The organism is Micromonospora haikouensis, from assembly GCF_000876225.1.
Taxonomy (GTDB): domain Bacteria; phylum Actinomycetota; class Actinomycetes; order Mycobacteriales; family Micromonosporaceae; genus Micromonospora; species Micromonospora haikouensis.
This window is the reverse complement of record NZ_JXSX01000001.1, coordinates 3477544-3490931: the sequence shown is the minus strand read 5'-3', so window position 1 is coordinate 3490931 and position 13388 is coordinate 3477544. Positions and strand designations below refer to the sequence as shown.

Below are 13388 nucleotides of genomic sequence, written 5' to 3'. Positions count from 1 at the left end.
CCTCTCGGGAGAGCCGCCGGGGGCGGTCGCCGCGACCGGCACGACGACCACCCCCGGCGGGGACACCAGCGGACCGGACCGTCAGGCCCCGTCGTCGATCGCGAGGTGCGCCGCGACGGTGAGCAGGTGCCACAGCTCCGGTTCGATCCGGTACACCGACGCCATGCCGTAGAAGCGCCGGGTCCCGTACTCCCAGTCCAGGTCGCGGCGGGCCTCGTCGGCGGCGGCGCGGACGGCCTCCCGGCGGATCTCGGCCAGGCGCGTGGACAGCGTCACCAGGTCCCGCAGGATGAGCCCCAACCGCGCCTCGTCGCCGACCTGCTGGTGGGGCAGGCCGCGCTGCGACCGGGTCGTCCAGCCCAGGACGTGGTCGCCGCCGTCCGGGGCGAGAATCGGCGACAGCCGCTCGTTGGCCAGCGCCACGGCCGTGGCCCGCAGCAGGTCGGCGTCGCGGCACAGCAGCAGCAACTCCCCGCCGAGGCGACCCAGCGGCCGGGCCAGGACGCCGTCGCCGACCAGCTTCTCCGAGTACGCCTCCAGCACCGCCGCGTTCTTCTCCTCGGCGAGCACGTGCGGCGACGGCGGACTGGCCCGCCGCTGTTCGTACGAGCGGCGCAGGTCGGTGAAGCCGTCGAAGGCCGCCAGCCGCAGCGAGTGCCGGGAGGCGAACAGCACGATCTTGTCGGTGACCGGCCGCTCCTCGGCCTCGGTGGAGGGGACGATGTCGTTCAGGTCGACCCGCTGCTGGCGCAGGAACGCCCACAACCCGCGGCTCAGCGCCTCGCCCGGCGCGCCGGAGGGCGGAAGCGCCGCGAAGGCGTACACCTGCTGTTGCGGCTCGCCGTCGTCGTCCCCGGCCAGGTTGACCAGCCGGCGGTGCTCCTCGTCGTCGTAGTTGACCAGCCAGTCGCTGCCGTCGAGCAGCTCCCGGCCCAACTCGTCGGCCGGCATCCGGGACCGCTCCAGCAGCTCGAACACCGAGATCTGGCGCAGCGGCGCGATCAGCGGGCGGGCCCGGTCGCGCAGGACCCGTACCACCGCCGCCGCCGGGCCCCCGGACGCCGCCGGACCGCCGGGCGCCGACGCCAGGGCCAGCGTCGCCGCGCCCTCGGCGAGGGACACCCGCCAGGCCAGCGCCGAGGCCACGTCGGCCAGCCTGGGCCGCCGGCCCTCGCGGTCGGCACCACCGACCGACCGGTCGTACAACCAGTCCTCGGTGCGGTGGTCATCGACGGCGGGCACGACCCGGCGCAGCGGGAAGCGCTCGGCCTGCCGCCGCTCGTTGCGGACGTCCTCCATGGCCAGGCGCACGACGCGCGTCGCGTCGTCCACCGCGTCCCGCCAGCCCTGCGCCTCCTTGCGGACGACCGCGACCGTCTGCGTCAGCCGCTCCAGCATCAGCAGCGTCCGCTGCTGGCAGTCGTGCTGGTAGCCGGCCGTCAGCAGCGCCTGCTCGGCCGCCAGGTAGTCGAGCTGGTGCCGGCCACGGAACATGCCCCGGTCCTCGCGGACCCGCTCCTCGGCGTGGTCCCGCGCGGCCTTGGCGACGCCGGGATCCGCGCGGGGGGCCTCCTCGACCCGGCTGCGGAACAGCTCGAGCCGCTGCTGCACCCGGTCCAGGAAGGCCAGCCCGCCGCGCGGGCCGCCGTCGCGCCGGGACATGATCCGGGCCACCGCGCCGCGCAGGGCGATCCCCCACTGCCGGTCGGTCTCCCGGGCGTGCTGGTCGGCCACCGGGTGCCACTGCTGCTGCGTCTTGAGGGTCAGCGGCACGCCCTTCTCGCCCCAGAACACCCGCAGCGTCTCCTTGGTGGCGTCGATGACGACCTGCCCCCGGTGGTCGGTCCGCATCGGCCGGATGTCCTCGAAGGGCAGGCGCAGGTTGGGCAGGTCCGGCAGGCGGGGGCCGCCGCCGGGCGCGGTCAGCCAGCCCGACGACGGGGCCAGCAGCCCCTCCCGCGCCGGCTCGCTGTCGAGTTCCTGGAGCACCGGCGGCGGCTGCGCGCCCTCGGCGTCCCGCTCGTCGGTGGTCCCGGCGAGGAACTTGTCCACCTCCGGGCCCAGGTCGCCGACGGCGGTGGGCAGCGCGGCCAGCACGTCGGCGGCGGCCCGGTCGACCAGGCCGCGGATCACCGGCTCCCAGGCGTACTCGACGAGGTACACGCCGAACGTGGAGTAGAGGTCCGTCGCGCCGCGCGTGTACTTCTTCGCGTTGACCCGGTAGCTGCTGAACGCGGGCCCCACCGTCGGCAGCAGGTGCGCGTAGACGGCGTCGGCGACCGCGGCGGGGCAGACGGCCTCCGTGTCGTACGCCGGCAGGTGCCGGCCCGACGAGCGCGACCGGCGGCCGTCGATGAAGTACGTGTACTGCGCCGGAGCCGCGGTCATCTCGTGCCGGCTCCGCGCCGACCAGCGGAACTCCGCCGGGTGGGCGCGGTCGCTGTGCATCAGGCGGTCCAGTTCGCGCAGCAGCGCGTAGCCGTTGGCCTCGCTGCGGGTGCGCTGCGGCCCGTCGAGCCGACGCCGGAACGCGCCGGAGAGCACGCAGAACAGCGTCACGGTGAACCCGCCGCCGTGCTCGTGGCGCAGCTTCTGCAGGTATGCCAGCACGTCGAGCAGGATGCCGGCGCCGGTGCCGCCCGCCGTCGAGCTGACCACGTAGATGTTCGGCATGGTGTCCGCGTCGACCAGGGTGAGCTGGTCGAGCGCGTCCTCCAGCCGCTTCGTCACCGGCGTCGCGCCCAGCACGTCGGAGAAGAACGCCAGCCGGCCGAACGAGCGGATCTGCCCGGCGCCCTCCACCAGGAAGGACAGGGCCTCGTCGTCGCGGATCTCCCGGGCGTCCTGCGGGCCGAACCACGGCACCACGGTGGGGTAGAACTCCCGCGCGACGTCCCGCCCCTGCCGCACCTTGTCGATCATGGAGCGGACCGAGCCGTCCAGGTACAGGTCCTCGGTGTCGGCGTCGAGGCTCACGCCGTCGACCTGGGGACGCGTGCGACGGTCCACGTCGAGGGCGCGCAGCAGGACGGGCCAGTCGTAGGGGCGGCCCTGGGTCCGCTCCGGCGCGCCGGGGTCGCGGCGCAGGTCCTGCCAGCGCTGCTCGACCGCGAGCCGGTGCTTCAGGTGGGCGGCGGCGATGCTCCCGGTGCCGCCGAGCCCGATCACCAGTGCTGGGAGCACGATAACCTCCATGTCCGCCGTGAGGCTGTGGTCAGGGTTGATAGGTGAAGGTCGTGCCGTCGGCCGCCGACACCGGCTGCCGGGGCCGGCACACCACGCGGTGCCGGCGGCCCGCACGGCGGTAGTCGACGTGCAGCACCAGCTCGGTGCCGCTGCCCACCGTCCGGCGTCGCCGCAGCGCCCGGACCGTGCCCGTGCCCTGCGCGCCGCCCCGGCCGTGGGCCGCCGGGAAGCGCACCTTCCGGCCACTGAGCAGCTGCCGGTACGGCGCCGCCGCGCCCGGCTCGGCCACCAGCAGGTGCCCGCCACCCATCGGCTTCCACCGCCGGCGGCGCAGCGCCACCAGCAGCGCGACCAGCGCCACCGGCGCGAGCACGGCCACCACCGCCAGCCAGACGGGGATCCCGCTCGCCGTCCGGGCCCCGGCCGCCCGCGCGGTCACCGGCTGCGGGCCGAACTCCAGGCCCAGGTCGCGGTCGATCACGTCCCGCCAGGGCGAGTCGACGGTGCCCACCAGCCGGACCTCGCCGTCGGTGGTGCGTTCGCCGCCGATCCAGGTGCCGGGCAGCGCCTGCGGCCGGAGCCGGACGGTGACCCGCTGCTCGGGCGCGGCCGGGTCGAGGGTGACCTGTGCCGGTTCGACCGCCCCCGTGACGCGCAGGCCGTCCACCTCGACGGCCAGGTCGCGGACGGTCAGCGGCACCCGGGTGGCGGCGCTGCGAACGTGGGCCACGACGTCGACCGGGGCGTCGCCGACCACGACCGACGGCGGTTCCAGGGTGATCGTCGCGGCGAGCCGGTCCCGGGCCACGTACGCCGCCGCCTTCTCCACCGCGATCCGGTCCCGCACCCGGCCGAGATAGTCGCCCACCTGCTCCGGGGGCAGGTCCATGAGCACCGTGTCGTCGAAGACCTCGTCGAGCAGCCGCACGTCGGTGCGGCCGGTCAGCGGGACGCCGAGGGCGCGTACCGACCGGCGCTCCTCCACCGCCCGCGCCCGCTTGCGCAGGTCGGCGAAGGCATTGTCGCCCGAGCGCGCGTACCTCGACCCCGGCGGCGGGTCCTGCACGCCGTCGGTGAGCATGATGACCGTCGCCGGGGCGGCCTCGCCGGGCTGCTCCACGATCCGCAGCGCGGCCTCGATCGCCGCGCCGATGTCGGTCCGCTGGCCCTCGGCGCGGGGCGGCAGTCGCCGCAGGACGCCGGCGCCGTTCGCGCCGATGTCGCCGCTGAACACGGGATCGGGGCGCTCGGCGAACGCGATCAGGTGCAGCCGGTCCACCGGGGCCAGGCCGTCGAGCAGCGGGCGCAGCGCCGCCCGCGCGGCGGCGTACAGGTCGCGCCCGCCGTCCTGCATGGACGCCGAGACGTCGAGCAGGACGACGTAGTCGGCGGGCAGGGTGTCGACGCGCAGGCCGCGCAGGACCTCCGGCAGGGTGGCCTGGTCGGGGGCCGAGCCGGCGCGGGCGGGCGCGCCGACGAGCGTGAGCAGCGCCAGCAGGCAGGCCGCGAGCGCGGACCGGACGGCACGTCTCGGCATGGGGCTCCTCCTTCTAGTACGTGGCGCCGTACACGACCCGGCCGGGCTTGTCGCCAAGCTCGGCGCCGCGCAGGTGGGGCCGCAGGCAGTCGAGGATCAGCCCGTCCGACTCGGACGGGCTGGTGAGCCGCACGTCGTCGCGGCCGTCGGTCAGCCCGCTGTTGTTGGCCTCGGCGTACCGGCCGGTGATCTCGGTGATCGCCACGTGTGGAGCGTGTTCGGCGCCGACCTCCCGCACGAACCGGACGGTCTCGTCGCGCAGCCGGTGCCACCAGCTGTCCGGCGCGGCGAGCGGGCGGTGCACGACCATCCGCAGCCCCTCGGCGAGCTGGGCGGCGCGCAGGACGCACAGCTCCGTCTCGTCGTAGGCGACCGCCTGGCTGAACTTCACCAGCCGCTCGGTGAGCAGCTCGGTGTAGCCGTCGCCCTCGCGCGGGTCCCGCAGCGGCGTGAGCTGCCGGGTCCGGACGCTGTGGGCGGCCTCGTCGGTCGCGGCCAGCCAGCTCATCTGGTGGGCGAGCCCGGCGACGACGTCGTAGCCCGGCTCGTTGCCCGACAGCGGCGCGGCGACGCCGCCGGCCTTCGGCGCCCGTGGGTCGGCCAGGACGCCGGCGAAGCGCCCACACCCCGGCACGAGGATACGGGCCGCCATCCTGGCCGGCGCGGGGATCCGCTGCCACCCGTCGGTCGGCTCCAGCCAGGCCACCGGGGCGGCGGAGCGCATCCGGGCCACCCAGTACGCCTCCAGCGCCGGGGGCAGCCGCAGCAGGATCAGGTGGAACGCCCGCCACCGCTCGACGAGTCCGACGTTCGGGGGGACGGGCCTACCGCCGGTCCAGCGGCGTACCTCCGCCGCGTCGGCGAAGTCCGCGAAGACCTGCTCGATGGCCCGGCGTGCCTGTCCGCCGGACTCCCAGGCCTCGGGGGAGATGGGCCGGGATCCCGGCACGGCACCGCCGTCCACGTCCGGCCGGTGCGGCCCGGGCCTCCCGGCGGCCGGTGGGCCGGTCACGGCCTCCTCGTCACCGGGCGGGACGGCCCGGTCGGCGACGGACGCGCGGCCGGCCGCCGGATCGGCCGGCCGCGCCGCCGCCTTCACCGCCTCCGCCTGCGCCGGGGCCGGTCGGCGGTTCAGCCGGGACACCAGCCGGCGGCACAGCTCGGCGGCACACTGCCACATCTCGTCCTCCTCGCCGGGGGCCCCGCCGCGGGCCCGGTCCATCGCGGCCCGCAGGAGCCCCTGCTGCATGACCCCACCGAGCCGGGTCACGTGCTCCCGGAACAGCTCGGCGTAGCGGCCCTCGGCGCACAGCACGGTGGCGAGCAGCTCCTCGAAGGGCACGTCGGTGAGGTCGGTTCCGCGGTCGGTCACTGGGTCTCGTCCGTCCATCAGTGGGTCCCGTCGAACGGGTTGTCGTGGTCGTCGGCGTCCAGCTGCGGCGCGCCGAGGCGCACCCGGAACACCACGCCAGGGTGGGTCTCCACGTCGAGCGGGTCGTCGGTGGTCCACCGGGGCGGGTCGCCCGCGTGCACCCGGACGACGCCGTCGGCGTCCAGGCTCACCAGGTGCGGGCCCCGCGCCCCGGGCACCGCCGACAGCGTCCCGACGAGGTGGTCCCGGCCGTCGTCGGTGCGGTAGAGCAGGCCCCAGCGGTCGTCGTCGCCCGGCGGCGGCAGCGCGACCGCCCCGAGCACCCCCGGCCGGGTCTCGCCGTGCTCGTCGACGAACGTCTCCCGGGAGGCCGGGGCCGTGTCGGGGCCACGCAGCGCGGGGCGCGGCGGCGTCTCCCGCGCGCCCGCGACGTGGAGCCGGTCGGCGTGCGCCGTGGCGTCGGCGGCGTCGCCCAGCAGCCCGGCGGGCAGGCGCGGGGCCGGTTCCGCACGGTCGACGCGCAGGTACGGCCGCTCCCCTCGCCACAGCAGCAGGTCGAGGTTCCCGGCCGCGTCGACCTCGATGCCGGCCCGGATCTGGCGCGGCCAGAGCCGCCGGTCGAGCCGCCGGGGCGCGCCCGACTCCGCGAGCCGGGAGTCGAGCTCGCTCCAGCGGAACACCCCCCACGGCACGGGCTGCCCGCCGTCGACCTCCCGCCGGATGATGCACCGGTCGCCGAGCGGGCCGATCGCGGCGAAGGCGCGCAGGCTGCCGTCGGCCTGCTCGCGCAGCGGGGTCCCGGCGGGCAGGAGCACCCGCCCCTGGTCGGCGCGGCCGGCCATGCTCAGCGCGCAGGGCAGCGCCTGCAGCATGTTGTCGACCTCGACGGCGACCTCCGTGGCACCCTGCCGCAGCAGTTCCTCGTCGGCGACGGGGGCGCCCAGGGACGCCAACGACGCCGCCCAGGCCGCACCCATCGACGCCGCGTTCTTCGCGTACGTCCGCTCCACCACGACCCGCACCGGCGGCTCGCCGCGCCGGCTGCCGGCGGCCAGTTCCCGGCCGACGACGTCGGCGGCGAGGGCGAGCTGACTCGCCTTACCGGTGAGGATGACCCGGTCGAGCCGGTCCGCGCCGTCCAGGCGGGCGCGCGCGAGACCCGCGGCGAGCCGGCTGACCTCCACCAGCATCGGCTCGGTCACCTCGACGAAGTGCGCGTAGGACAGTTCGAGCGGCCCGCCGCCGATGCCGGGGGGCAGCTTCGCCGGCACGCCGTCGGCGCGGCTGACGATGTCCTGCACCACGTCGGCGGGCAGCCGGAACGGGCGGCCGGGCGCGACGGCGATCTTGGCGCGTTCGGCGAGGTCCCACAGGTCCCCGAAGGTCCTCTCCCGGCCCTGCGGGCTGCCGGTGACGCCGACGGTGCGGGTGCCGAGCACCCGTTCCACGTTGTCCCGGAACCGTCGGCCGGCGGGTCCCTCCGCGACGGCGGTGTCCCGGCGCAGGGCGCCCAGCGCCTGGCGGACCAGCCGGCCCGGCACGTACCGACCGTCCTCGCGGCAGGACGCGTCGAGGCCGGCGGTGACGGTGTCCTGCCACTCGCGCCAGGCCGTGGCCTCGCCGAGCTGGTCGGCGCCGGTGTGGCCGGTGGTGAGCAGGTGGTCGGCGATGATCGCCTTGAGCAGGTGGAAGACCTGCAGGGTGAGGAAGTCCCCGCCCCGCCGGGCCCGGCCGCTGGTGCCGCGCAGCTGCGGCAGCAGCCGGTAGTAGCGGCCCGTGGTGCCCGGCGCGGCCCCCGGCAGCTGCGGCGTCTCGTCGCGCAGGTGGACGGTGACGAGCGCGATGTCGGTGGTGCCGCCGCCGATGTCGACGACGAGGGAGTTCTCGATCCAGTGCCGCTGCCCGCCGGGGACCGGGCGGAACCGGGCCCGCAGGGCCTCGATCCCGATGGCGTAGTTGGCGCCGAGGTCGCGCATGAGGAAGAAGAGCGCGGCGGAGATCGCCTCGTCGTAGCGCAGGTCGGCCTCCCCGACGCCGAGCACGTCGGTGAGCACCCGCGCGAGGCGTTGCCGGGCCGACGGCGGGGCCATCGTCGGGTAGGTGGCCACGACCTGGTCGACGTGGCCGCTCTCCAGCCGGTCCGGATGGGCGCGGGTGAACTCGTCGGTGCGGTCGAGCAGGAAGCCGAAGGCCCCGCCGAGCAGCGCCTCCACGTCGACGGTGCGGTCGTCGTCGCGCAGCCCGACGCGGAAGGCGGGGTCGTCCAGGTGGTGCTTGAGACCCCGTACGGAGGCCAGCGGGGTGCCGTCGCCCAGCGGCGGGCCGAGGCGCACGCGCAGCTCCGGGTCGACCGCGGTGACGTCGAGCCGGCTCGGGACCTCCTCGGCCTCGATCGCGCTGTCCAGCCGCACCGGGAACAGACAGTGGTGTTCCAGGGCCGGGGTGGCGAACGCGGTGTCGTAGCAGTGGTGCAGGCGGCCGGCGAGCCAGGCCGAGAAGGGTGCGGTGCCGCCGGGCTGGGCCAGGTCGAGCGTCAGCAGCACCCGGTGCAGGAGGCCGCCCCCGGCGGCCTCGTCGCTCTCGACGGCCTCGACGAGGCCCTCGACGTCGGTGCCGCTCAGGTCGCCGGCGATCCGGTCGCGCAGGGCGGCCCACTCGGCGCGGCACGCCTGCGGCCGGGGCGTGGCGAGTTCGTCGTCGGCGGGCTCGGCGCGCAGCAGGGCCACGGTCTCCCGGCACAGGACGGCCCGCTGGTCGGCCGGCATCGGCAGCTGCGGCGGCGGCCGGTACGGGTCGTAGAGGGTGACCGTGGAGTTGGTGGTGCCGAAGTCGACGGCGGCCAGCCCGCCGTGCCGGTCGGGGAAGCGCCGGACGCCCGGCCGGATCCGTCGTCCGGCGCCGGGCGGACGGGGGTCCTCGGTGCTCATCTGCCCTCCTCGTCGGTGCGGGACGGACGGTCGTCCCCGCCGGTGCGGGACCACCGGTCGGGTTCCTCGGTGCGCAGGGGCCGGTCGTCCTCGTCGAGCAGGGCCTCCACCCGCCGGGCGAGGACCTGCGGGGGATCCGGCTCGACGTCGGGGCCCGCGCCGGCCAGCGCCCGGAGCTCCGCGTCGGTGCGGGGCAGGGCGGCGCGCAGCTCCCGCAGCGCGTGGCGGATGGCGTCGACCCGGCGGGCCTGTTCCACGGCGAGGCCCTCGACGGCCAGCCGACGGACGGCCTCGACCAGTTCCCGGCGCACCCGCATGACGGTCACCTGGTGCCGGCCGGGCCCGTGCGGGTCGTGCCAGGGCAGGGGCCGGTCCGGCGCGAGGGGGAACGCCTGGCGCGCGGCGTCGGCGTCGGCGGCGGGCGGCGCCCCGTCGGGCGCGCCGGCGGGGGTCAGCCAGTCGAGCTGCACGGCGCGCCGCAGCGTGGTCAGCGCCGCGTCGGAGCCGTCCAGGGCCAGCCGCTCGCGCGCCGGTTCGACGTCGTCGAGCAGCGCGGCCTTGAGCGGGCCGAGCCGTGGGGAGCGGCGCTGCCGCCAGGCGGCGACGGTCGCGTCGACGACCTCGCCGACCACCGACGGCAGTTCCCGCAGGGTGGCGCGGAACGTCGCCTCGAACACGTCGGGGCGCGCGGGCGGTTCCTCCCGGTCGAACCCGTCGCCGGGCTGCACGTGCTGCTCGGCGACGGCCGCGAACAGGACCGCCCACTGCGGCCACGAGTGGACCCGGGCCACCACCCGCTGGGTGACGGCCGCCTGCGGGGTCATCCCGGCGTCCAGCCGGGCGTCGGGGCCGGCCACGCCGCGCCCCACGTCGTCGATCAGCGCGGTGAGCTCCGTGCCGACGCGGCCCACCAGGTCGCGCAGCCGCTCCTGCGCGGCCGGGGGTGGCGGCGGGGCGGCGGCGGGCTCCTCGTCGAGCGCCGCGGCGGTGGCGCGCAGCACCCGGCGCAGGTCCAGGTGCGCCGCGTGGGCCCGGGCGGCGCGCGCCGCCCGGCCGGCGTCGCGGCCCGCGCCGAGGACGGCGTCGCGCAGGTCGTCGGCGGCGGGCGGTCCGGCGCGCAGCGCCACGCCGCCCGGCCCGGCCAGGACGGTCACGTGGGGGTGCGCCCGCACGGCCCGCTCGGCGTCGCGCCGCGGCCCCGGCAGGAGCACGACCGCGCTGGCCGCGCCGAGCTCGTCCTCGATCAGCAGGTCGGCGCGGCCGGAGGCCAGGTGGGGGGCGAGCACCGGCAGGTCGACCAGTTCCAGGGGCTCGTCGGCCAGCGGCCACCGGGCCTGCGGCACGTCCACCTCGACGGTGACCCGGCGGACCGCCGGGAAGACCCGGTGCAGGACGCTCTGGGTGAGTTCGGTGCCGGGCGCGTACGGGCCGGGCGCGGTGGCGTCGGGGAACGGCGGGACGCCGCCGGTCGCCCCGCCGACGTGGAACGGCATCGTCGCCTGGTGGACGGCGTCGAGCCGCGCCGGGACCGCCTCGACGCCGAGCAGGTGTTCGGCGAAGACCTCGGCCCGGTGCAACGCGACGAGCTCGGTCAGGCCGGCACGGCACCGCGCGTCGGCGGCGGGCCAGAGCCGCCGGGCCTGGGCCAGCGCCTGCGCCCAGTCGGCCGCCGACGCCTGCCCGTCGCCGAGCCGGTCGAGCAGCCGGGACCGGCAACGCGCGATCCCGGCACGGTCCAGGAAGGACACCGAGACGGTACGGACCGCCGCCCGATCCTGCGCGACGGCGCGCAGGCGCACCGCCGTGACGTACCCGAGGGTGGACCGCTGCGGGGTGAGCGCCGGCGCGCCGCCGCCGAGCAGCGGCTGCCACAGGTGGTGGCTGACGACGTGGTCGTCGTCGCCCTCGGCCAGCAGGGCGACGGAGATCGGCGCCTGCGCGACGCGCACGACCTGCGCCGCGGCCTCCCGGGCGGCGTCGGCGTGCGGGCCGCCCGGCAGGGCCTCGGTGACCGCGGCGAGCAGGCGCTCGGCGCGCTCGCGGGTCCGCACCGCGGGGTCTGTGCGGTGTGTCGGCACGGGTTTCCTCCGGTCAGGGGTACGGTCGGCCAGCCGTCGTCCGGCCAGCGTCGGGCCACCGGCGATCGGGAGAGGGTGCGGGGCGATCGGGGGTGACGAGGGAATTGCCGCGCCTCGGCGTCGGCGTGGCCCGACTGTAGTCGGGCACCGGGAATTGTCAGTGTCGGCCTTCGGACACTTTTTCGCCGCCGTCGAGGAAAAGCCGCACGGCCCCGGTCCCGCCGTCCGAATGGCTGGAGGTAATCGTCGGACGGCGCGCGGGGTCGAACGGTGCCGGTCCTTTCGAACGAGTTGTCATCGGCGTTCGCCTCCTACTTCGGCGGCAACCGGCCGCGGCCGAATCCGTCCTCGCGGGCGCGGTCGAGAAACTGCACCCGGTGCTCGATCGGCCGGCCGGCCCGCGCGTATTTCTCCTTGATCCGGTCAAGGTACGTCCGCACCGTTCCGGGTGCTATCCCCAGCACCCGGCCGACCGCCTCGACGGTGCACCCGCTGCCGTAGGAGACCAGCACCTCGCGTTCCCGGGCCGACAGCTGCGGGCGTTCCGGCCGGGCGTCGCGGCCCAGCCAGAACGCGTGCTCGGTGGTCATCGGCGTCTCACCGGCGGCGACCTGCCGGATCACGTCGGCCAGGACGCCGAGGTTGTTGGCCTTCAGCACGTACGCCGAGGCGCCGGCCTCGGTGGTCGCCGCGATGTAGACCGGGTCGGGGATGACCGACACGACGACCACCGTGTGCCCGACGGCGACCAGCCGGCGGACGTTGTCGGCGGGGTCGGTGAAGTTCTCCAGGTTCAGGTCGAGGATCACGATCCTGGGCCGCCGCGTCGCCGCGAGGAACTCGTCGACCGAGACGGCGAGGGCCGTGAGCGTGATGTCCGGCAGGCGGCTCATCCAGGCGGACATGCCCTCCAGCAGCATCTGGTCGTTGTCGATCGCGCCGATCTCGATCATCGCCGCCATGAGACCTCCACCATCGTTCCCTGTTCCGGCGCGGAGTCGATGGCGACCCGGCCGCCCACCTCCACGACGCAGTGCCGCAGCTCCCGCACGAGCCCCCGGCCGGGGGCGACCGCGGCCGGCCGGAAACCCCGTCCCCGGTCGACGACGGTGAGGGTGATTCCGCCGTCGCCGCCGACGGCGGTCAGCCAGGCCTCGTCGGTGCCGGCGTGTTTGGTGACGTTGGTCAGCGCCTCGCTGACCGCGTTGGTCAGCGCCTGCTCGACGTCCGGGGGCAGGCGTTCGGACAGGTCGTGGAACTGCGAGTGCACCTGCAGGCCCAGCGCCTGCTTGTCGCGCACCACGCCGGCCAGCGCGCTGGCCAGGTTGCCCGTCGGGCCGCCACTGCCGGCGGTGACCAGCCCGCGCAGGTAGTCGGCGTCGCGCTGGGCGAGCGCCCGCACCTCCTCCCGGCGGTGGTCCAGCCGACCCCGGGCGATCGCGCTCAGCGTCGTCAGCACGGTCCGGTGCAACGCGTCGTACTGGCGGGTCCGCTCGTCGAAGCGGGCCTGCGCGGCGGCCTCCCGGGCCCCGGCGGCCAGCGCCGCCTCGGTGGCGGCGTCCAGTTGGGCGGCGCTGCCGCGCAGGTAGCCGGCGACCACGGCGGCCAGCACCGCGAAGCCCAGCAGCGACACCGCGTTGACGGTGATCGCGCCGAACCCGTCCGGGCCGGCGAGCAGCTCACGCAGGGACCCGGCCAGGTACCCGGCCACGAGCAGGGCGACGGCCGCCGCCGCGGGCCAGCGCGGCGTGAACGCGGCGGCCACGATCGCCGCGCCCATCGCCGGCGGCAGGACCCAGTGCTGCCAGCCCGTGTCGCACGAGGCGATGCAGGCGGCCGGCACCAGCAGCAGCCCGAGCAGCGCCACCACGACGTCGGCGTAGACCCAGCCGTGGCCCAGCCGGCGGGCCCGCCCGGCGCGGACGAACAGCAGCACCGTCCAGGCGACCGTCAGCAGGTAGCCGGCCAGGACCAGGGCCGGCAGCCGGTACATCCGCAGGCCGCCGATGAGCGGCACCGGTATCCAGACGGCGAGCTGCACCGCGCGCAGGCAGCCGGCCGCCCAGATCAGCAGCACGTCCACCCGTGCCGCCGCCTTCTGCTGCGTCAGCGTCCCTGTTTGCACCACGTCCCGACGATGGCATGCCGCGTCCCCGTCGGACAGTCGGCATATCGGCGGACACGAGCGGGCGACCGCAACACCGGATGCGGATTTCGTCAGATTCGCCGCCGGACGGGCATTGACGAATCGAATAGCGGACTGCCACGCTGGCACGGCCGCAGTGCCG

The 13388-nt window shown here is 76.3% G+C and carries 7 protein-coding genes; all 7 read right to left on the bottom strand.

Features of this window, described 5'->3' with window-relative positions:
* Nucleotides 1-81 precede the first annotated feature (81 nt).
* The gene (locus TK50_RS14300) at nt 82-3183 is read right to left on the bottom strand and encodes a tubulin-like doman-containing protein (protein WP_158499175.1); all 3102 of its coding nucleotides are present in this window, start codon (nt 3181-3183) and stop codon (nt 82-84) included.
* A 31-nt stretch (nt 3184-3214) separates the two neighbouring features.
* A complete protein-coding gene (locus TK50_RS14295; RefSeq protein ID WP_043963200.1) occupies nt 3215-4723 on the bottom strand; it encodes a vWA domain-containing protein in 1509 nt (502 codons plus the stop codon).
* Nucleotides 4724-4736: 13 nt separating this feature from the next.
* Nucleotides 4737-6095, bottom strand: coding sequence for a hypothetical protein (locus TK50_RS14290; protein WP_043963199.1), 1359 nt, complete (start codon nt 6093-6095; stop codon nt 4737-4739).
* A 17-nt stretch (nt 6096-6112) separates the two neighbouring features.
* Nucleotides 6113-9022, bottom strand: a complete 2910-nt coding sequence (locus TK50_RS14285; protein WP_043963198.1) for a hypothetical protein — start codon at nt 9020-9022, stop codon at nt 6113-6115.
* Entirely contained in the window at nt 9019-11073 is a 2055-nt protein-coding gene (locus TK50_RS33690) for a hypothetical protein (protein WP_043963197.1), read from the bottom strand. The genes TK50_RS14285 and TK50_RS33690 overlap by 4 nt, the downstream gene beginning before the upstream one ends.
* A gap of 338 nt (nt 11074-11411) precedes the next feature.
* Complete coding sequence (locus tag TK50_RS14275) at nt 11412-12062, bottom strand: response regulator transcription factor (RefSeq protein ID WP_052503762.1); 651 nt, start codon at nt 12060-12062, stop codon at nt 11412-11414.
* Nucleotides 12050-13228 carry a sensor histidine kinase gene (locus TK50_RS14270; protein ID WP_144420239.1) on the bottom strand — a complete coding sequence of 393 codons (1179 nt, stop codon included), beginning with the start codon at nt 13226-13228 and terminating at the stop codon, nt 12050-12052. Before TK50_RS14270 ends, TK50_RS14275 begins: the two co-directional genes overlap by 13 nt.
* Nucleotides 13229-13388: the final 160 nt, after the last annotated feature.

Coding starts and splice junctions, on each gene's coding strand:
- TK50_RS14295 (WP_043963200.1), bottom strand. CDS start 4,723: ATGCCGAGACGTGCCGTCCGGTCCGCGCTCGCGGCCTGCCTGCTGGCG.
- TK50_RS14275 (WP_052503762.1), bottom strand. CDS start 12,062: ATGGCGGCGATGATCGAGATCGGCGCGATCGACAACGACCAGATGCTG.
- TK50_RS14285 (WP_043963198.1), bottom strand. CDS start 9,022: ATGAGCACCGAGGACCCCCGTCCGCCCGGCGCCGGACGACGGATCCGG.